We start from the raw sequence: 21,119 nt of genomic DNA, 5'->3' as shown, positions 1-21,119 counted from the left end.
AAATGATACTGTATTGATCAATAATTGTCCGATTGAAATTAAAATAATAGCATAGTGAAATTGGACAAAATGTGGACGTTATTTGCGCTTATTTTACGCCAAAAATTTTTAAAAAATAAATAAGTTGTTGAATTTAATAAATAATAAAATTTAGCTCGTCCAATCCATCATCGGGGCAACAGAAATACGCGGAAGCTGGGAGAGATCAGCGTTCGGTTTTAACTCAGACATGCAAGAACCTATCAGAATGGGCTGCTCACCGAGCGAAGACAAGTGTGAGACCAGCGCAACAGAATTTAACAAGATGAAGGGTCGCTATAGTGCAAAAAATACAATAAAAAGGCAAGAAATAGCAGAGAGGGTTTTGTTAATTGTGATGGCTGCATATAGAGCTAAAGGTAAAGAAGATGGTTGCTGAAACGAAAGTTTTCGAACCTTTAAACTAGTAATAGTTGAATTAAGCATTTGGCTTTATTTGAGGGAATACCGTCAGGCCTAAACCTGACGGTATGTATTGTCTTAAAATATTATTTAACCCGAATCGCGGATAAGGAATGGACTTGAAAAAGAGAAGGACTAGAGCCATCAGTTGAGTTACCACACCAAACTTACAGCTCTAGTCCTTATGTTTGATAGTACTCAATTATTCTGTGTCATTGATGATTTCTTTCTAAAATTTGAATCAATTTATTGGAAATTCTTAAAGCAAAACTTTAAACGCATAAGATTTCGCCCTGCTCAGCTCAGTATTTCTGAAATTATATTTATTGCTGTGTGGTACAAGTGCTCTCATTTCACTAACTTCAAAGCATTCTTTACATCCTTAAAACTGAACAAAAGCCACTTTTTCAAACAGCTGCCTTGTTATCAGCGCATGATTCATCTGATCAATGTCCATCAACTGGCTTTACACGCTTTGCATTTCGCTTTGATGAGAGATCATCAAAGTTTTTATTTATGGATTGATTCAACCACATTAGCTGTCTGTAAAAATCAGCGAATACAGCGGCATAAATCATTAGCAGCAATTGCAACGCGAGGCAAAAGCTCCATGGGGTGGTTCTTTGGCTGTAAGCTGCATGTGCTCATGAATCAGTCAGGAGATATTGTTCGTACGGTTTTATCGAATGGGCATACAGCAGATATTAAAATGGTTGAACAATTAGTCAAAGGAATGACTGCCAAACTCTATGCTGATCGTGGGTATATTAGTCTGGAGTTAAAGAGTAGATTGAAATTACAAGGTACTGATTTAGTTACTTATCACTGTAAGAACATGCAATCTATACAGTTATCAAAAGCAGATGAATATCATCTTAAACAGCGCAATAAAATAGAAACGTTATTCAGCTTACTGAAAGGGACTTACAATTTAGTAACGACTAGAGCCAGAAGTATTGCAGGTTATTTAGCTGGTATTTATGCATCTTTATGTGCTTACCAATTATGCCATCAGAATAAGCCAACTATCCGTGTAATGGAATTATTGGCTTAAGCAAGATTCGGGTTATTTATTTAAAACATGAAGCGAGGGAATCACGTTGAGTTTTTTCATACAGTGCCATTTCATCTAAAACAGGCGTACCGAGGGATTGCTCAAATAATTTTTGATTAGAGTTTTGGTGATATTGGTTCTGTGCAGCATCGCCTAGATTGGATTGGAAAATACCTGCAGCGGACACTGGAAGAAAGTCTTCATATACGATTGGCTCAATTAAAATTGATCCATTCTCTATCAGCGTTTCTAAATCGTTGATGTTGGCTGTGCTATGTAAGGGTTTAGCCGGTATAAAGTTAAAATATGCAAGTTTCTCTTTATAAAGATCAACATAGTTATCAGGGAATTTTACAAATTCCTCTTCTAAGATGCGCGTGTATTCCGCAGCATTTGCATCATCGGGTGCTTTCCCTAAGCGCTCACGTGCTTTGCTCAGTAAAGTGTCATAAAGCGCTCTTCCCTTAGGCGTTAGCGCAACGCCCCGTTGTTCGATTTCACCAAATCGAGCGGTATGTGAACCTGCTTCAGCAATAAAGGCCACTTTTTCATTTAGTGCTTTAAAACTGGTTTGGCGCAAAAGAATTGGACATTTTCTACGAGGAGGGCCTTCAATAATCGCTTTTGCTGAGATGCCTTTTCGCAACATTTCACTTTGCACAGTATCAATATCTAATGTGCGAGGTGTTAAATGGTTAATATGCGGACCTTTAAAAGCGACCACATCTGCAATTAAACGATGTTGATCATGGAGGGCTTGATAGAGTTCTTTTGAGACTGGCGCTTCAGTATGCCAACGGAAAGTTTCTAATACTTCCAGAATAAATTCATCGGCATCTTTTGCATCGAGGCCATTTTGCTGTTCGAATTTTTCCAAGAGCTGTATCGCACGCGGAGTAAAGATTTGGCGCTTTTCTAAGATTTTTGCGGCTGTTTCTCTTAATGTACTATCTTGAATCAGTTCTAGGCGTAAGAGTGAAGTGAATACACGGAAAGGACTTTGGTTCAGTTCATCGATTTCTGTTGCACGGAATGCTGTTGCATGTACGGGTACACCTGCAGGGACTAAATCATAATAGCCTACGGGGGACATGCCCATAACACGGAAAACACGACGAATGATATTTAACTCTTCTGCTTTACCTAGACGTATAGCACCATGTCGTTCTTCATGTAATCTTTGCAGTTGGTTGGTTTGTTCTAATTGTTTTTTTAATTCTGAAGATTGATCCAATGTGACATTATTGACATCCGTTACCAATTCGATGAGATCTCCATAAAGAGGCACTTCGTTTTGATACATTTTTGACATTAAATTGGCGAATTTTGATCGAATTTCACTTGAACTAACCCAAGACATAATTAAATTTCCTTATATAAATCCTATGCAGTTGTTTGGAGGATATCTATCACTTTTACCTACGGGAAGATACGACATATCCAATAATTTGATATGTATAATTTTTTTCCACTTTAGTGTGACGCTCTCTTTTCTGTTGTGAATTTCATCGGCTTGCATGCAGTATGACTGTGGCATAGCCAAAAATTCACACGCTGTGAAATGTTGGAGAATGTTTATAAATTTAAAGCCTGTTTATGCCTGCATCAAACGAATTAAACTACTTTAGCTCTTCATTTTTTTCATATATCCCCTTCTGAAATCAGTTTAGGGCTTATTTCTATAAAAAAAATAATGCATATCAATAGATGAAAATAATGCGGGTACGTTGAGTCATGATTTTTGTGGCGTGCATATTGAGATGAAAAAGACCAATTTGATCCATTAGTATTGTCTTCTAAGATGCTGCATCGACACCAAGATGCTTGGTATGAAATGATTCGGCGCTAAACGGTTTGCACAGCATCTTTCAACTCAATCAAATACATGCCGGTATAGCAAGACTTAACAAATTTACAGAATTCGGCACACCTTACAGCCGAGTTATAGCTTAAATTTAATGAGCTGAGTTGAGCTTTGTTTTTTAGATGTTTGTGCGACGAAGCCAGAACAGGCGATCAATTCTGGAACGGTATCGTGTTTGAAATTAACTTCCTCGCAAGCAAGTTAATTTCTTATATTCTCAGGATGCTTCAACTCGTTTTAAGCAAGTTATTTGGATCAACACATAGAACATTTAAGCGTGATTTATTCATTTACCACGCTCTTCTAAGGTATAAATTTAAATGACATTCATCAGGATTTGAATAGGATGCTTGGTGGTTTTGAGTTCTAATCTTTTGATCTGGCTACGGCATGAATATCCTGTCACAAGAAATTGATCGCCCAGATTCTCATATTTTTCTTTCCATGATTGTTCATAAATCCCTTCTGAAAGATGCAAGTGTTCTGCCTCATGTCCATATGTCCCCGCCATACCACAGCAGCCCAATGCTAAAGGTTCGAGTTGAAGCCCAAAGTGTTGAAAAATTTGTTGCCATTGTGACGTAGAAGCGGGAAGCTGCGTTCTTTCTGTACAATGTCCTGCAAGGTAATAAGTGGGTTGAGTTGACCTTTGAATACCTGAACGCGGACTTTTATCAAGCTGCTTTACTAACCATTCTTGCAGCATCAGCACCTCAAAATTACTGGTTGGTATTTCGCTAGAATATTTCATCTTATATTCTTGACGAAATACCAGCGTCATAGCTGGATCAATACTGATTAATGAGAGACCCGACAACGCTGCTTTATTTAATAAACGAATACTGTGCCGACGCTTTTCTTCAAACTCGTCTAGAAAACCATGTACATGTAAGGGTTTGCCATTAGGGAAATATGGAAGAATATAAGGTGTAATTCCCAGTGCTTTGATAAATTGAATCGTTTCAATCAGAACGGGGGTGTCAAAATAGCGCGTAAAAGCATCTTGAATAAGAATAACAGCATTGTCTTGAGCTGCATTTTCTAAGTTGCTTAAATCTTTTTCTATCAGTACCGCACCATATTTTGCTAAGTTTTCTTTCGCTTGAGGGTGAAATAAAGGAATATCTACAACTTTGAATAAATCACGTTGTAAATTTTTTATGAATTTTAAATTTTGAATAAAATTATAAGTTTTTGGAAAACTCGCCAGCATGGGCAAAAAGTTTTCAAGGTTACTGATTAAATAATCACGTAAGCCTCGACGGTATTTCGTATGGAATTTTTGTAGAAACCGGGCTTTACTATCAGGAATATCTACTTTCACAGGACACTGTCCTGCACATGATTTACAGGATAGACAGCCATGTAAAGACGCATAAACTTCTTTATCAAATGAGCTGGTATTTTCCCCCGTGTTTTCTCGTCTGAGCCACTCTTTAATCAGTGTGGCGCGTCCCTTTGGAGAATGGATACGATCTCGGGTAATTTTATAGGACGGGCACATCGGGTCATTTTGATCGAAGTTAAAACATGCTCCATTTCCATTGCAGTGCATTGTGGTGCTAAAGGCTTTCCAATTGAATAAATCAATTTGCCGATCATGAGCGCCACGTAGAGGACTCTCAAGTAATCGAATAAGTTTAGATTCTGGCTGAGTATCTGGTGTGGCAATTTTTCCAGGATTTAATTGATTGAGGGGATCAAAGAGCCCTTTGACTTTTTGTATTAATGGGTAAGATTCCCCAAAGAATACAGGGGCATACTCTGATCTTAGGCCTTTGCCATGTTCGCCCCAAATTACGCCGCCATACTTATGTGTGAGTTCAACGATACGATCGCTAATGAATTGAACGATTTGAGCTGAAGCTGGTTCTTTCATATCAAGCAATGGTCGAACATGTAAAACACCGGCATCTACGTGACCGAACATGCCATAATCTAAACCTTGAGCATCCAGTAAGTTACGAAACTCTGCAATGTAGTCGGCTAAATTTTCGGGGGGAACCGCGGTATCTTCAACAAAAGGTTGAGGCCGTTTTTCTCCAGTGACATTACCAAGCAGTCCGACTGAACGCTTGCGCATCGCATAGACATCGGTTATTTCTGTTTCGCCCTGAGCAATGGTTACACTCAAGCGTTTTACACTTTGATCATGATTTAAATGTTCTAAAAACTCTTGTTTTAAAGTATTTAATTCTGATTCTGTTTCAGCATTAATTTCGACCAGATTAATCCCTTGAGTGGCTACAGTCTGTTCAGGAAAATAACGCGCTACTTTTTGCCAGACAATATCATTCTTAGCGAGGTTTAAAACTTTAGAGTCTACCGTTTCAATGGATAGGGGGGTTAAGGTCATTAATGCTTTTGCATCTTTTAAAGCATTTTGAAAGTTATCATACCCAATGTTAATCAATAATCTAAACTTGGGTATAGGGAGCACATTGAGGGTCGCTTCGGCGATTAAACCCAACGTTCCTTCGCTTCCACAGAGAATATTATTAATATTAAATTGATTGTTTTTATATAAGGCGGGTAGATCGTAACCCGTTAATGAACGATTTAATTTAGGAAAACATTGTTCAATTAATGCTTGATGATTAGAAACAATATTAAAAAGATCCTGAAATAATTTCTGTTGAAATGGCGATTTTCTTTCAAGTTCACTTTGCCAATCACTCATATCAATCGCTTTTGAATCCAGAATTTCCCCAGAAACTAAGACCGTTTTTAACTCAATCACATGATGATGGGTTTTTCCATAAAGGCAACTTCCTTGACCGCTCGCATCGGTATTAATCATTCCACCAATGGTGGCTCGATTAGAGGTCGACAATTCTGGGGCAAAGAATAATCCATATTTTTTTAATTCAAGATTTAATTGATCTTTGACCACACCGGCTTGCACTGTTGCGGTTCGATTGATGGGGTCAATATGTAAGATCTTATTCATATGTTTAGATAGATCTACAACAATCCCATCCGTTAAGGATTGTCCATTCGTTCCTGTACCGCCTCCTCTAGGCGTAATTTTTAGCGCTTTAAATTGATCTTGTTTAGAAATATGCATAATTAGCTGTAAATCATCAATATTCTTAGGAAAAATAATGATTTGAGGTGTGAGCTGATAAATTGAATTGTCTGTAGAAAACACCTGTCTGGCAGCTTCAGAAGTATCAATATCTCCTTGGAAAGAAGGTTTTAATTGATCTATAAAAGCATTTACGGCTAAATTTAGTGCTAGTTTTGTCATATCTCAAACAGTTAATTAGAGGCGGAGGTTAAATTCAAAAAACGAATTTATTTAATAGTTTCATCTTGTTCTTAACAAGCGAAGAAATTTGGTATGGTTATTCCTTTTTTTCATAGATTTTTGGATCAGTCATCTGGGTGATTTCCACTTAGGTCTTTGTTTTTATTTTTATATGGTTTTTTGAGTCAGTGCTTTGAATCAGCTTCTCTTATAAAAATAAGAAATTATTCATTGTGAATCAGGCAAAATCTCTCCATGAGTACGGTAAGATTGGAGGAATAGTAATGGAAGTCTATAAAGCAATATATGGAAAACTTTAAGTCTAGTAATTACCCTTCAACTACGGCCTTAAGATGTTTTGATGCTTCGGCAAAGTTCATGAGCTTTACTAAAGCAGCTCAAGCTTTGAATATGACCCAAAGTGCGGTAAGCAAACAAATTTCAAATTTAGAAGAGACTTTAAATACAATCCTATTTGAACGCTCTCGTTCCGTACAAGCCTTAAAATTGACCCCAGCGGGTGAGCTTTTTCTCATTGAAACCCAAAAGATTTTAAACCAAATTGAAATTTCTGTTCTCAATCTTTTAACCAGCAACAGTGAGAATCAGACGTTACATATAGCGACACACCCATCTTTTTGTGCCAGAATTTTGGTGCCTGCATTAAAAGACTTTAATAAAATTTATCCACATATTCACTTAGATATTCAGGAACAAATCTCTTCTTCTGAAATTGATAGAAGCCAGATAGAAGTTGCTTTTCTCTATGGGGATGGGGTTTGGCGAGATATGACGAGTATCAAACTTTTTGATGAAGAATGTATCGTCGTTGCGTCACCAGAGCTTATTGCAAAACCTTTCGATTCATTACAGCAATTTAGCCAATATTCTCTATTACAATTGCGCTCTCGGCCTAGAGATTGGACGAATTACTTTCAGCTGCAAGAAAGTGAGTTGGATAAAGCATTATTGGGCCCTAGAATTGATACCATTCATTCTTGTATTCAAGCCGCTTTATTGGGAAGTGGACTTGCGCTCGTACCAAAGTTTTATGTCAAAATGGCATTGATGAAAGGTGAACTTATCCAAGTCTGGCCATATAGTTTAAAAAGCACTCAAGCCTATTACATGGTTTATCCCACTTCGATGTCGCAAACGCAGAAAATATCGATCATCGTGAGTTGGATCGATCGATATTTTAAAATGTATAAAGATTTATAATTTTTCCTGTACTGAGATTTGAATTCAATCAAACCACTCTAACTGTACTTTTTTTCTCAACGCCAGTAATACGACCAATAAGCAGGTGGAGTTCATCTGGTCTTTAAAGTTGCATAAGTTGGGTAAAGCATTGAGCTTTACTGAAGGGAATACCGTCAGGTCTAAACCTGACGGTATTTATTGCAATTAGTTTTTCAGGTCAACCACAACTTTGTGGATTTCTCCAGTGAATTTAAACGGTACTTTGTAATCTCGAACAATCGGAGTACCTGTATCTTCACCAATATCAAAGGTTTCGTCTGAACTCACACGTACGGGTACAGTGCCTTCAATACGCCCTTTGGCCACTTCTTTACCATCGACAAACAGCGTTGCCATACCGCCTTTACCTGTGCCACCACCATCATAAGCAAAGTCGACTTTTACGATGTGCTTACCAGCAGAGAGCTTGTTCGGTGCTTGTACTTTGTATTTATCTTTTGGATACAGTGAACGCGCATACAAGAAAGTAGGTTTACCATCCATCAGTAATAAGGCATTACCACCAAAGAATCCACCTTGGGTCATCACAATACCATTTGCACCCCCTTCAGGAATGTTCACATCGGCGGTAATGCTATAAGAGCGATTTTTCATGTCAGGCGCAATGCCTTCAGTGATACGTGTGGTCCCTTCATAGTAGGTATAAGCGTTACGACCCACGTTATGTTGCGGACGGTTTTCTGGTTGAGCACGTTCAAGATAACGGTCATCAAGTGGGAAGACTTTATTTTTCTCAGCTTCTTGCGTAAACAGTTTTTGAAGTTCTGCGAGCTTTTCAGGATATTGTTCTGCAAGGTTTTTCGATTGTGTAAAGTCTTTTTTCAGGTTGTAGAGTTCCCACTTGTAATCATTAACTGTAGCCGGTTTTTCCGAAAGTTTGTTACTCCATGGACCAATGACGGGTGTCGTATTCGCCATCCAGCCATCATGATAAATGGCACGGTTGGCAATGATTTCAAAGTATTGTGTTTTGTGACGTTCAGGGGCAGATGACTGGGGCATCTTCCTCTCAACCGTGTGGAAAGAATGGTTAACGCATGACTTTGGGCAAGTCTTTATCGACCAGTTTGAAAATGTTATTTCCATGATGTTTGGCTATGGTCCACAGAAATGCGTCTCGGGACAAATCTGCGGTAAGTCACTGGCTGTCGAACACAATGGGGATCTGTTCTCTTGTGACCACTTTGTTTATCCCGAATACAAGCTGGGCAACATTCAAGAGATTCATCAGGGCGATCTGGTCTTTTCAGAACGACAAAAGAAATTTGCTTATGCCAAGTCGAATAGCCTGCCTGAATACTGCCGCAAATGTCCTTATCTACAACTGTGTTGGGGGGATTGTCCGAAAGACCGCTTCTTAAATACGCCAGATGGAGAGCGTGGATTGCATTACCTGTGTTCAGGCTTAAAGAAATTTTTTCATACCGCAACCACATCGAAGCATGAGATTGCGAAACGTTTACAGCCACAATAAAAGAACCGTTGTAACAGAAGTCGAACAAGTTATTTTTAGTTTCAAATAAAACGTAGCACCAAAACAAGGCTGAGAAAAACTCAGCCCAGTGACATAACAAAACTAGATGAGCTTTATAAAAATCCGAATCAGGAGAATATAGAATGAAGAAAAGTATACTCGCACGTTCCGTCGCCTTAATGGGGGGAGCCTTGTTATCAGCGGCTGCACTTGCCAAACCACCAAATATTTTAATTATTTTCCCTGATGATGTCGGCTGGTCAAATGTGAGTGCTTATGGGCAAGGCGTCATGGGGTATAAGACCCCAAACATTGACCGTATTGCCAAAGAAGGCATCATGTTTACCGAGCATTATGCACAGCCAAGCTCGACCGCAGGACGTGCGGCACTCATTACTGGTCAGTATCCGATTCGTTCAGGTATGACCACGGTAGGGCGTCCTGGTTCTCCTTTAGGGTTGAAAGCAGCGACACCAACTTTGGCCGAGGTATTAAAGCCTTTAGGTTATATGAATGGTCAATTTGGTAAAAACCACTTGGGTGACCGTAATGAAAACTTGCCAACCGTGCATGGTTTTGATGAGTTCTTTGGAAATCTCTACCACCTAAATACTGAAGAAGAGCCAGAACAATACGACTATCCGAAAGATCCAGAATTCAAGAAAAAGTTTGGTACCCGTGGTGTATTACACTGTTTTTCCTCAAGCAAAAACGACAATACGGAAGATCCTCGTTTTGGCAAGATGGGTAAGCAGACCTGTGAAGATACCGGTGCACTAACACGTAAGCGCATGGAAACTGTGGATGATGAGTTTATTGCAGCCAGCTTAAACTTCATGAAAAAAAGTAAGTACGCCGATAAGCCATTCTTTGTCTGGTTGAACCCAAGCCGTATGCATATGTACACCCACTTACGTCCTGAGCATCGTTATTTGGCTGCAAACGTAACGAGTGAAGCCGATATGTATGGCAGTGGCGTCATCGAACATGATATGCAAATCGGTAAACTCCTGGATAACATGAAAGCCATGGGCGTGCTGGATGACACCATCGTCATCTATTCAACCGATAATGGACCAGAACATAGTGCGAAAACGCATGGTGGAACCACGCCATTCCGTGGTGAAAAAATGACGACCTATGAAGGTGGGGTGCGCGTGCCTATGATGGTGCGTTGGCCAGGACATATTCCTGCGGGGCAAGTGAAAACTGGTATTCAGGCGCACATGGATATTTTCACCACTTTGGCAGCAGCAGCGGGTAACTCTAATGTCGTCGAAGAGATGAAAAGTAAGCGTAAACAATATATTGATGGTATCAATAACTTAGATTACTGGACTGGAAAATCATCAGAAAGTAAACGTAATAATTACTTGTATTACCATGAGTCGACTTTACGTGCGATTCGCGTCAATCAGTGGAAGCTGCACTTTGAAACCAGTGCAAACTACTATGACCAATATCAAAAACAAAAATTCCCTGTGATGTTTAACATTCATATGGATCCGTACGAATCATTTGACACTATTTTAGACCGTTCACAAGTACTGCAAAGTAAACAATGGCTGAATGAGCCTGTTCAAGAAATCTTGAATGAGCATATTAAGTCATTGCAGGATTACCCACCGGTACAAAAAGCTGCAACACTGGATTTCAGTGAAGTGATTAAGCAAATGCAAGCTGGACAAGAATAGTGATCACTAAATGAAGTAGTGGGGCTAAATTGGAGTCATTCTGGTTTAGTCCCATATTTTCCTTGTCGTTCTATCAAATACGTCTTATCAGAATCTGCTTTATCTCCTGCGCATGATCATGATGCATCCAATATACATCGTATTTTTTATGGCAGATTATCTATCTGATCATCATTAATTTTAGTTTAAAAATTCAAATCCTATTTTCTCTGTAGTTGTTTGCGGGTCTCTGACTTTAGCCAATTAGAAATAATGAAATACCATTCTTTCGCATGGTTTTTACATAATTAAAATTTGATAAATTTCCGCATCATACAGTCAATTAATACCAGTGCTGTTGCTTCTTTTAATGTATCTCAAATGGAATGAGTGCATTCATTTGTCTCGTGCATCAAGATTTGCTGGACTCAATTTGACTAATAAACAAGGAAAAATAATGCAAGATCATACTTTGATGTTATCGGAATCTCATCCACTTTATATTGAGATGAGAGACTTTAATATATTGATCTGGCTGAATTTTACCTTAACCGTGGCGTGTTCTAAATCGAATTAAATCTCTCAACAGCAAGCAGAAGTTATACCTATGAAGATGTTTTGCTGTTGAGTTGCTGAACACTGGTCACTTTTAAGGAATAGCGAAAAGATGCGCATAATACCGACACAAGCCGAAAGCCCACCGTTAAGAACCATGCAAATCAAGGGACAGACCTATCGTTATCACGTGATGATCAAACCTTCAGGTGCACAGTGTAATTTGGACTGTAGCTACTGCTTCTATTCGCATAAACAAGACATGTTGCATCAACCCAAAACGCCACGCATGGCAGAATCGATGCTGGAACTGCACATCAAACAATATATTGAAGCCCAGACAGGCGATGAAATTGTTTTTAGTTGGCAGGGTGGCGAGCCAACGTTAATGGGCTTGGCTTTTTTTGAACGCGTCGTTGAGCTACAGCAAAAATATAAAAAGCCAAAGCAACGCATCGAAAATGACTTACAAACCAATGGCACCTTGCTAGATGAAGGCTGGTGTGCCTTTTTAAAGAAACACAACTTCCTGGTCGGTTTATCGATTGATGGTCCTGCAGATTTACACGACATTCACCGCTACAACAAAGGTGGCAAACCAACGCATGCCAAAGTCATGCATGCCGCAGCACTCTTACATCAATATCAAGTACCGTTTAACGCACTCTGTGTAGTCAACCGCGACAACAGCAAAAGAGCACTTGAGGTCTACCGCTTTCTGCGTGATCAAGTTAAACCCTACATGATTCAGTTTATTCCGGGCATGGAAAGTGCCCAGTTCCAACAAACTGCACCCGGACACTGGAAACCGCAAGACTTACCACAACTTGGCAGCTCAGCAGCGCAACCTGGTACAGCAGATTCGGTGGTGACCGATTGGTCGATTGCCGCAGATGACTGGGGCATCTTCCTCACAACCGTGTGGAAAGAATGGTTAACGCATGACTTTGGACAAGTCTTTATCGACCAGTTTGAAAATGTCATTTCCATGATGTTTGGCTATGGTCCACAGAAATGCGTCTCGGGACAAATCTGTGGCAAGTCGCTGGCTGTCGAACACAATGGTGATCTGTTCTCTTGTGACCACTTTGTTTATCCCGAATACAAGCTGGGCAACATTCAAGAGATTCATCAGGGCGATCTGGTCTTTTCAGAACGACAAAAGAAATTTGCCTATGCCAAGTCGAATAGCTTGCCTGAATACTGCCGTAAATGTCCTTATCTACAACTGTGTTGGGGGGATTGTCCGAAAGACCGCTTCTTAAAGACGCCAGATGGAGAGCGTGGATTGCATTACCTGTGTTCAGGCTTAAAGAAATTTTTTCATACCGCAACTACATCGAAGCATGAGATTGCGAAACGTTTACAGCCACAATAAAAGAACCCGAATAACAAGGGGTTGGACTGAGCCCACAAACAATTACGAATCAGATAGTTGTGTGGTTGCAGCTATTTAGAAATACGCTTTTTTTATCTGTTCCAATAATCTGTTAAGGAAAACACATGCGTAAAAAGATCATTTCACGCTCGATTGCTTTGGCTGGCGGTACATTACTTTCAACAGTTTTGATGGCAAAACCGCCCAATATTTTGGTGATTATGTCAGATGATGTCGGTTGGCAGAATGTCAGTGCCTATAGCCATGGTGTTATGGGTTATAACACCCCGAATATTGACCGTATTGCTAAAGAAGGCATTTTGTTCACTGACCATTATGCCCAGCCAAGCTCAACTGCAGGTCGAGCAGCATTCATTACGGGGCAATATCCAATTCGTTCAGGCATGACTACAGTAGGACGTCCAGGTGCTTCATTAGGAATCCAAGCAGCGACACCAACCTTGGCAGAAGTGCTTAAACCATTGGGTTATATGAGCGGTCAATTTGGTAAAAACCACTTAGGCGATCGTAACGAACATTTACCGACGGTACATGGTTTTGATGAGTTCTTTGGTAATCTCTACCACCTAAATACTGAAGAAGAACCAGAACAATTTGACTATCCAAAAGACCCTGAATTCCATAAAAAATATGGTACCCGTGGTGTTTTACACTGTTATGCATCAACATCAGAAGATGATGCGGATGATCCTCGTTTTGGTAAGATGGGTAAGCAAAAATGTGAAGATACCGGGGCATTGACACGTAAGCGTATGGAAACTGTGGATGATGAATTTATCGCAGCTAGCTTGGATTTCATGAAGCGCAGTAAAAAGTCGGACAAACCATTTTTTGTCTGGCTCAATCCAAGTCGTATGCATATGTACACCCATTTACGTGAGTCTCGTCGATATCTTGCGGCAAAAGCGACTTCTGAAGAAGACTTATATGGTAGCGGCATGATTGAACACGACATGCAAGTCGGGCAAGTGCTAGATGAGATGAAAAAGATGGGTGTGTTGGATAACACAATCATTGTTTATACCACTGACAACGGTCCTGAGCATAGTGCTAAAAACCATGGTGGAACTACACCGTTCCGTGGTGAAAAAATGACGACCTATGAAGGTGGGGTGCGCGTGCCTACGATGGTGCGTTGGCCAGGACATATTCCAGCTGGACAAGTGAAAACTGGTATTCAAGCCAATATGGATCTGTTCACTACTTTGGCAGCAGCAGCGGGTAATCCGAATGTGGTGGAGGATATGAAATCCAATCGTAAACAATATATTGATGGTGTGAATAACCTAGAGTATTGGACAGGAAAGTCGGCTGAAAGTAAACGTGATAATTTCCTGTATTACCATGAATCGACGCTTCGTGCTGTTCGTATTAATCAGTGGAAGCTACATTTTGAAACTACCGAAAATTATTACGATACCTATCAAAAGCAAAAGTTTCCAATTATGTACAATTTGCGTCAAGACCCATTTGAGTCATTTGATAGCATACGAGACCGTTCAGAAATTATTCAAAAGAAACAATGGATTTCTGAACCTTTACAAGCCTTGCTAGGGTCACATATTAAATCTTTGATGGATTATCCTCCGGTACAAAAAGCTGCCACGCTTGATTTCAGCGAGTTGATTAAAAATATGCAGGCCGCTAAAAAATAAAATACTTCTGACATGATCAAAGCAGTCCAGTTCGTTGGGCTGCTTTTTTGTTTTGATATGGCATAAATTTTTAAAGCCATTTTTGAACGCATCAATACTCGTTTTCTGATTGAGCAGGGTCTTCAAATTGGTTATGGTAAACAGAAGATAACAATAAAGAAAAGGAGACCAAAATGTTGGTACTCGAAGACGTATTTAAGAATAAAAAAGCAGAGCATTCTGAAGCTTTTAATTTACGGCTGCATCGTGGCATCAGCTGGTTTAAAAAATCCATGTTGTTAGATGCTGATTTAGATTTGAAATTTCTCACTTTATGGATTTCGTTTAATGCCATTTATGCCCGTGAGGGTGCTGTACTCCAACCTCAGCAGGGAGTAAAACAATTTTTGGCCACACTTTATCAGCTTGATGATGAGCACAAAATAGAATTTGTACTTGGGCATAAGTGTAAGCAAACCATTCATGCAATTTTAGAAAATCCATATATTTATCAGGGTTTTTGGGATTATCATAATCATAAAGTTAGCCAGCTTTCATGGAAAACAGATTTTGAGGCAGAGCAGCGGGTGGTTCATCAAGCTGTGCAAGGACGCAAGTCCGTCGATGTTTTATGTTTTGTCTTTAGCCGTTTAAACACTTTACGTAATCAGATTTTACAAGGCGGTGTCACTTACAACAGTGTGGTCAATCGTCGTTATGTCGCGGAAGGATGTACAATTTTATCGGCATTAATGCCTATTTTTATGTTTATCTTGCTAGAACATCCAACGCAATTAGACAGTGATAAGCCATTTTATCCTGTCATGCAGGTGTCTTAGGCCTGATGTGGCTATTTTCCTGTCTTTGCCAATATTATCGCCTAGACAGGAAAGAGGACTGGAATCGATCATCAGCGGTTGTGTGGCGTGAGCGGTTTGTTGAAACTCAAGAGATCAATCAATGCAAAGACAGTCGCCGCAATCACTAAGCCGATCCCGACCAAGCAGCTCATTCCCCATCCTCCATGATGCCAAGCATAAACCCCCAGTGCAGAACCGCAGGCACCGCCAATAAAATACAGGGTCATATAAATGGAGTTAATCCGCGATTTGGCATCGGGGCGAATACGGAAAATGATGTTCTGATTACTGCTATGTACCACGGCTAAGCCTAAATTGATTAAGCCGTAGCCCAAAATATAGCTGATAAGATGATGCCCTCCTAAATACAGGAAGTACCAGCTGGTCGCCATAATGCTGCAGCCAACCCAAGTCAGTAGCGTGGTATAGCCTTGGTCGGCTAACTTTCCTACATACTGCGTTGATAAGGCACCGAACACCCCAATCAGTGGAATAATGCCAACCAAGACATCGGGTAATTGATAGGTGTTAGAAGTCAACAAGAGCGCTATGGTCGAAAATAGAATGCTCATGGCCGCAAATACACAACCACCAATCAAGGCACGTAAAATCAGGCGTCGTTCTTGCTGAAGCAGTTGAGCCATCGACTTAAAGACCTCTAGGTAGCTCATGCGATAGGACATGACATAAGGCAGGCGCGATTTCAGCAAAAAGGCTAAGATTAAAATGCTAAAACCGCTGAGTACATAAATCAGTTTCCAATGAAAGAGGTTCGAGAGTAAGCCGGCCAGACTGGTGGAGAGCAACAGACCAACCAATAAGCCACTCATCAAAAAGCCGATGACTTCCCCAGTTTTTTCAGGTTTGACCGCCATGGTAGCTAAAGGAATCAAGACTTGTGCTGCAACCGAAAATAAACCTGCAATTGAGGTTCCTAACCAAAGCATGGGTAAATTGACTGCAAAAGCACAAATAAATAATCCGATTGCTGCCAGAAACATTAAAAGCGGAATGAATTTGGTTTTATTGACCATATCGCCAATCGGAACAATCAGCAATAAGCCCAGTGCATATGACACTTGGGCAAAAGTGACAGTTAACGCCACCTGTGATTCAGGCACATTATAATATTGCTGAATTGAATGAATAAGCGGTTGGCAATAATAGTTCGCACCGGCACACAAACCGCAAGCCACAGCCATCAACCAGAGTAAGGGTTTGTCTTGGCTAATATCAGGAGAAGAATTCATAAAGTTCCTTTGCTGGTGCGGTTAATGACAGTAAGCGGTGGCTTCAATTTCAATCAGCATCTCTGCTAAGGCAAGACACGGAACAGGAATCAGCGTACAGACTGGGAAAGCATGATCTTTCCAGCGCGTTTGTATTTCCTGAATTAAAAGCGAATGTTTTTGGGAGCTGTGATCAACCACCAAAATTCTTAAAACCGCAATATCTAACAGAGATGCATGGGCATGCTGCAGTGCAGATTCTAAATTGACAAAGGCTTGTCGTATCTGTTCTGCAAAATCTTTAGATAAATGCCCTTGTTGGTTTTCACCACCTTGCCCTGAAATATGCAGTATACGAGAAAAATGCCTGACTTCTGCCATGTGACTATAGGCAAAAGAGTGTGGATTATAAAGTGTTTTTGGGTTAATCAGGCGAAAAGGCGAAGTTGAGCTGGATGCGGACATAAGCGGTTCTGCTTTGATGTAAATTTTTGCTAGTATCAAAGCTCAAGTTAACTTGAGGTCAAGTATTCATGTCAGATCCGCAAAATAAGGATAGCTCTTCATCTTCATGGCTCACGATTGGGGAATTGGCAAAACGGAGTGATGTCACGGTTGCTACATTGCGCTTTTATGAAGAAAAGCAGCTGATTTGGAGTATTCGTACCACGGGTAATCAACGACGTTATCAACGTGCAATGCTACGACGTGTTGCCATTATTAAAGCCGCACAACAGGTGGGAATTTCGCTGCAACAGCTCAAGACAGCATTTCAGGTGTTGCCGAAACAGGGTAATCCCACTAAGCACGATTGGCAGCGCATGTCACAACAATGGCAACAGACCTTAGATCAGCACATCATACGTTTACTGCAACTGCGGCAACAACTGGATGGGTGTATTGGCTGTGGTTGTCTGTCCCTCGAGCAATGTCCGCTGCGTAACCCTGAGGATACTTTGGCGGCAGAATCGGCTGGTGCACATTTTCAGCAACTGTTATTGCATATCCATGCAGATGCTGCACAGTTCCAGTTTACCGAGGAGGAGTAATGTGGTCTGTGCCTGGTATTCTGCATGCTTTATTGGGATTGCATCCCCTTAGTTGGCCAGTTTCTTTTTGGATAAAGTAATCAGCATGACCCCAACAATGTTGAGCAAGCAGCCCACCCATTGCCAAAAATTTAGATGTTCATTTAAAAAAGCCACGGCCAATAATATCGTCAAGATGGGGCCAATTGAGGCAATCATGGCCGATTGTGCAGCCCCAAGACGTTCAATACTCTGCATTAATAAAACGGTTGGAACCACGGTGACAAAAAAGCCGAGGGCTAAGCCATACCATAATACCCCTGTCGGTAATTGCTGGATCAGCTCAAAAGGTGTAGGAGTCACCCAAAAAAATTGTACTAAGGTTCCAATACAGGCAGTGCTGAGTGCCAGCCCAGTAAAGTTCCATGAACCAAATTTTTTAATTAAGGGTGGGGTTAATAATAAATAGGCCGCAAAGGCAATTGCACTGGCAAAGACAAAACTGGCACCCAGCCAGAAATGTTCTTGTACAGGAGCATTCTGCTGTTCTTGCAGCATCACTAATACTGTTCCGCCATAACTGAGTAAGATTGCAAATATGCTTTTAAGAGACAACTTCTGACGGTACAACGCACAAGATGCCAACACGGTTAAAGTGGGATAGAGGAAAAGAATAATCCGTTCGAGCGAGGCACTAATATACATCAGACCCTGAAAGTCCAACCAGCTGGCAAAGTAGTAGCCCATTAAGCCCGCCACCATCAACAGGGACCAATCTTTTACGGATAAATTTCGATTGTGATGACGATTCAGCCAACTCATCAGTAAAAAAAACGGGAGTGCGCAGGCCATACGAATTGCCATCAGGAGGGTGGCATCGACCAGTGGAGACAGGGCATAGGCTTGTTTAATGAAGATGGCCTTGCTGCTAAATAAGAATGCTGCACCAATTGCAAATAAGCTACCAAGTTGGGTACGGGATAAAGAAAAGGTCATGGTGGATGCGCTTTAAACAATTGGGCGATTGATCGAGCTTTGCAGTATAGAGTGTGGCAGGCACAGTTAAAAATGCAAAAAACTGATAGATCTACATACTATTTGGAATAATAAATTTAAAGATATATAGCTTAAATTTATTAAATTGGCTGATTTAAAATATTAAATATTTTGATAATCAATTGGTTATTTGAATTCTTATGCTGTGTAAAAATTCTATCAGGCCAAAAGACTTGTTCATACTGTCCGTTAGGCTTCAGCTTGGGTGAATATTTAGTGACCTAAAATAGTGCAAAATATGACAAGTGAAACATATTGCATCATCAGGCTAAATGATTAGAAAATTTTTTTTAATTAAATTTTCTGCTTGATAAGACTTTCGCCCTATTTCACTTTTATGACTTATTGTGGCGTTAAGCTTGAAGATGCTGATTCAGCACAGGCAAGTCATGAATTGATCCAAAAATTCAAATTTCAGCCTGATTAAGTCCATTCGTTGCTGTCGTCATGGTTTTATAAAATGTCATTCAGGTCAACTTTGTGCAGAAAAATCAAGAAAAGGGCTGAATCAAGCGCACCTTGATCAGGCTCAGCATAGAAGCTGCATCCTAGGGCAGTTGTCAAAATCACCAGTGCAACTACAGCATTGTGGGGAGTAAAGCTGAGATTTTTTGGTGATGGGGGAGATAAAAATAAAAATCACCCGATATTCGTATGAATTATATTCATCTGTGTGTTAGGCAAAACTGATGGATGATATATCGAATGATTATATTTATGAATCATCAGTTCAAAATATGGGTATTTATTAAATAAATATTGGGTGGTAATTTAAAAAAGTTCAATTAGAATCCAAAAATTCAACAAGAACACATCCTGGGGGAACATCGTTTTTAACGGTGTTTGCTAGACAAAAATTAGCTTGAGGAATGCTCATGCAAATCGGAATCCCAACCGAAACTGTCGTCGGTGAAAATCGCGTAGCCGCTACGCCAGAGACAGTCAAGAAGTTGATCAATGCTGGTCATACTGTGGTAATTCAACGTGGAGCAGGTGTTAAGGCTGCTTACATTGACAGTGCTTATGAACAAGCCGGTGCCAAAATTACAGATGATGCCTATACGGGAAGTCAACTGATTTTGAAAGTCCGCGCCCCGAAGGGTGAAGAAATTCAAAAATTGGCAGCAAATACCACAGTCGTGGCAATGTTTGACCCGCACCGTAACACCGAGCTAGATCAATTTGCATCACAACATGTGTCTGCATTTGCATTAGAGCTGTTGCCACGTACCTTGTCTCGTGCTCAAAACATGGACGTGTTGTCTTCTCAAGCCAACCTTGCAGGCTATAAATCTGTACTTTTGGCTGCAGCAGAATATCAACGCATGTTCCCAATGTTAATGACCGCTGCAGGTACAGTAAAACCTGCGCGTATTGTGGTTATGGGTGTGGGTGTTGCTGGGTTACAAGCGATTGCAACAGCGAAGCGTTTAGGTGCAGTGGTTGAAGCTACAGATTTACGTCCAACTGCAAAAGACCAAGTGGAGTCTTTGGGTGGTAAGTGGTTAGACGTACCAATGTCTGAAGAAGAACAGCAACGTGCAGCTGATGCCGCGAAAAACGGTTATGGATGGATGCCAGGTGAGCAATACATCAAAGACCAAGCGGCAATCGTCGATAAAGCGGTATCCAATGCAGATATCGTGATTACCACGGCATTGTTACCAGGTCGTGATGCACCACGTTTAATCAAGGCAGAAACAGTTGCCAAGATGAAACCAGGTTCAGTCATTCTGGATATGGCGGTGGAAACAGGCGGTAACGTTGAAGGTTCACAATGTGGTACCACTGTGGTTACGGAAAATGGTGTGAAAATTTTGGGTGTTCCAAATATTCCATCAACCGTGTCTACTGAAGCATCTGCACTGTATGCACGTAACGTTTTTAATTTTGTCGAAACCTTATTTGATAAAGACCAAATCCTTGTCTTGAATCAAGAAGATGAAATTCAAAAAGCGCTAATGGTTACTCATGGCGGTCAAGTACTGCTGAAGCGTGGTTAAGGAGATTACTCATGGTTGAAACGATTACAATTTTCGTCCTTGCCATCTTCGTAGGTTATTACGTGGTATGGGGCGTAACACCAGCATTACATACGCCATTGATGGCGGTAACCAATGCTTTATCTTCGATCATCATTGTTGGTGCGATGATTCAGACAGTGGGTATGCCAGTAATTGGGGTTGATGCCAATGTTGCTTTCCAAAGCGTGAATGTAGTGAGCATCTTGGGTGCAGTGGCTGTGTTCTTGGCAAGTATCAATATTTTTGGTGGCTTTGCGGTAACCGCTCGTATGCTTGAAATGTTCAAGCCGAAGCAAAAGAAGAAAGAGGGCTAAT

The 21,119-nt window shown here is 40.5% G+C and carries 16 protein-coding genes; 10 read left to right on the top strand and 6 right to left on the bottom strand.

Features of this window, described 5'->3' with window-relative positions; translation table 11 throughout:
* Window positions 1–625: 625 nt before the first annotated feature.
* Window positions 626–1,495, top strand: coding sequence for an IS982 family transposase (locus tag ACX17N_RS12710; protein WP_458892944.1), 870 nt, complete (start codon window positions 626–628; stop codon window positions 1,493–1,495).
* Window positions 1,496–1,511: 16 nt separating this feature from the next.
* Here ACX17N_RS12710 and hglS read toward each other — a convergent pair whose 3' ends face one another.
* Together hglS and ACX17N_RS12700 are read right to left on the bottom strand one after the other, a co-directional pair.
* Complete coding sequence (gene hglS / locus ACX17N_RS12705) at window positions 1,512–2,855, bottom strand: 2-oxoadipate dioxygenase/decarboxylase HglS (protein WP_458892943.1); 1,344 nt, start codon at window positions 2,853–2,855, stop codon at window positions 1,512–1,514.
* Between the two features lie 820 nt (window positions 2,856–3,675).
* Complete coding sequence (locus tag ACX17N_RS12700) at window positions 3,676–6,609, bottom strand: FAD-binding and (Fe-S)-binding domain-containing protein (protein ID WP_458892942.1); 2,934 nt, start codon at window positions 6,607–6,609, stop codon at window positions 3,676–3,678.
* A gap of 306 nt (window positions 6,610–6,915) precedes the next feature.
* Between ACX17N_RS12700 and ACX17N_RS12695 the strand changes: the two genes are divergently transcribed.
* The gene (locus tag ACX17N_RS12695; RefSeq protein ID WP_458892941.1) at window positions 6,916–7,830 is read left to right on the top strand and encodes a LysR substrate-binding domain-containing protein; all 915 of its coding nucleotides are present in this window, start codon (window positions 6,916–6,918) and stop codon (window positions 7,828–7,830) included.
* Window positions 7,831–8,016: 186 nt separating this feature from the next.
* Here the strand turns inward: ACX17N_RS12695 and ACX17N_RS12690 are convergent, their stop codons facing one another.
* Window positions 8,017–8,874 (bottom strand): hypothetical protein, encoded by an 858-nt coding sequence (locus ACX17N_RS12690; RefSeq protein WP_458892940.1) that lies wholly within the window; start codon window positions 8,872–8,874, stop codon window positions 8,017–8,019.
* 13 nt (window positions 8,875–8,887) lie between these two features.
* Here ACX17N_RS12690 and ACX17N_RS12685 point away from each other — a divergent pair, with 13 nt between their 5' ends.
* The 5 genes from ACX17N_RS12685 to ACX17N_RS12665 all read left to right on the top strand — a co-directional run bounded on the left by ACX17N_RS12685 (window position 8,888) and on the right by ACX17N_RS12665 (window position 15,446).
* Window positions 8,888–9,346 carry an SPASM domain-containing protein gene (locus ACX17N_RS12685; RefSeq protein WP_458892939.1) on the top strand — a complete coding sequence of 153 codons (459 nt, stop codon included), beginning with the start codon at window positions 8,888–8,890 and terminating at the stop codon, window positions 9,344–9,346.
* A 143-nt stretch (window positions 9,347–9,489) separates the two neighbouring features.
* Complete coding sequence (locus ACX17N_RS12680; protein ID WP_458892938.1) at window positions 9,490–11,040, top strand: arylsulfatase; 1,551 nt, start codon at window positions 9,490–9,492, stop codon at window positions 11,038–11,040.
* Window positions 11,041–11,686: 646 nt separating this feature from the next.
* Window positions 11,687–12,952, top strand: a complete 1,266-nt coding sequence (locus ACX17N_RS12675; protein ID WP_458892937.1) for an anaerobic sulfatase maturase — start codon at window positions 11,687–11,689, stop codon at window positions 12,950–12,952.
* 125 nt (window positions 12,953–13,077) lie between these two features.
* Window positions 13,078–14,628, top strand: a complete 1,551-nt coding sequence (locus ACX17N_RS12670; RefSeq protein WP_458892936.1) for an arylsulfatase — start codon at window positions 13,078–13,080, stop codon at window positions 14,626–14,628.
* Window positions 14,629–14,801: 173 nt separating this feature from the next.
* Window positions 14,802–15,446 (top strand): hypothetical protein, encoded by a 645-nt coding sequence (locus ACX17N_RS12665; RefSeq protein ID WP_458892935.1) that lies wholly within the window; start codon window positions 14,802–14,804, stop codon window positions 15,444–15,446.
* Between the two features lie 71 nt (window positions 15,447–15,517).
* Here the strand turns inward: ACX17N_RS12665 and ACX17N_RS12660 are convergent, their stop codons facing one another.
* Window positions 15,518–16,717: an MFS transporter gene (locus ACX17N_RS12660; protein ID WP_458892934.1), complete on the bottom strand. Its 1,200-nt coding sequence runs from the start codon at window positions 16,715–16,717 to the stop codon at window positions 15,518–15,520.
* Between the two features lie 21 nt (window positions 16,718–16,738).
* Window positions 16,739–17,161, bottom strand: coding sequence for a RidA family protein (locus ACX17N_RS12655; protein ID WP_458892933.1), 423 nt, complete (start codon window positions 17,159–17,161; stop codon window positions 16,739–16,741).
* Window positions 17,162–17,229: 68 nt separating this feature from the next.
* Between ACX17N_RS12655 and soxR the strand changes: the two genes are divergently transcribed.
* Window positions 17,230–17,745: a redox-sensitive transcriptional activator SoxR gene (gene soxR / locus ACX17N_RS12650; protein ID WP_458892932.1), complete on the top strand. Its 516-nt coding sequence runs from the start codon at window positions 17,230–17,232 to the stop codon at window positions 17,743–17,745.
* A 48-nt stretch (window positions 17,746–17,793) separates the two neighbouring features.
* Here the strand turns inward: soxR and ACX17N_RS12645 are convergent, their stop codons facing one another.
* A complete protein-coding gene (locus ACX17N_RS12645) occupies window positions 17,794–18,720 on the bottom strand; it encodes a DMT family transporter (protein WP_458892931.1) in 927 nt (308 codons plus the stop codon).
* Between the two features lie 935 nt (window positions 18,721–19,655).
* On the opposite strand from ACX17N_RS12645, the gene ACX17N_RS12640 reads away from it, so the two are divergent.
* Together ACX17N_RS12640 and ACX17N_RS12635 are read left to right on the top strand one after the other, a co-directional pair.
* Window positions 19,656–20,783: a Re/Si-specific NAD(P)(+) transhydrogenase subunit alpha gene (locus ACX17N_RS12640; protein WP_458892930.1), complete on the top strand. Its 1,128-nt coding sequence runs from the start codon at window positions 19,656–19,658 to the stop codon at window positions 20,781–20,783.
* 11 nt (window positions 20,784–20,794) lie between these two features.
* Window positions 20,795–21,118: a proton-translocating transhydrogenase family protein gene (locus tag ACX17N_RS12635; protein ID WP_458892929.1), complete on the top strand. Its 324-nt coding sequence runs from the start codon at window positions 20,795–20,797 to the stop codon at window positions 21,116–21,118.
* Window position 21,119 lies beyond the last annotated feature (1 nt).

The organism is Acinetobacter sp. GXMZU3951, from assembly GCF_054457875.1.
This window is presented reverse-complemented; position numbering and strand designations above follow the sequence as displayed.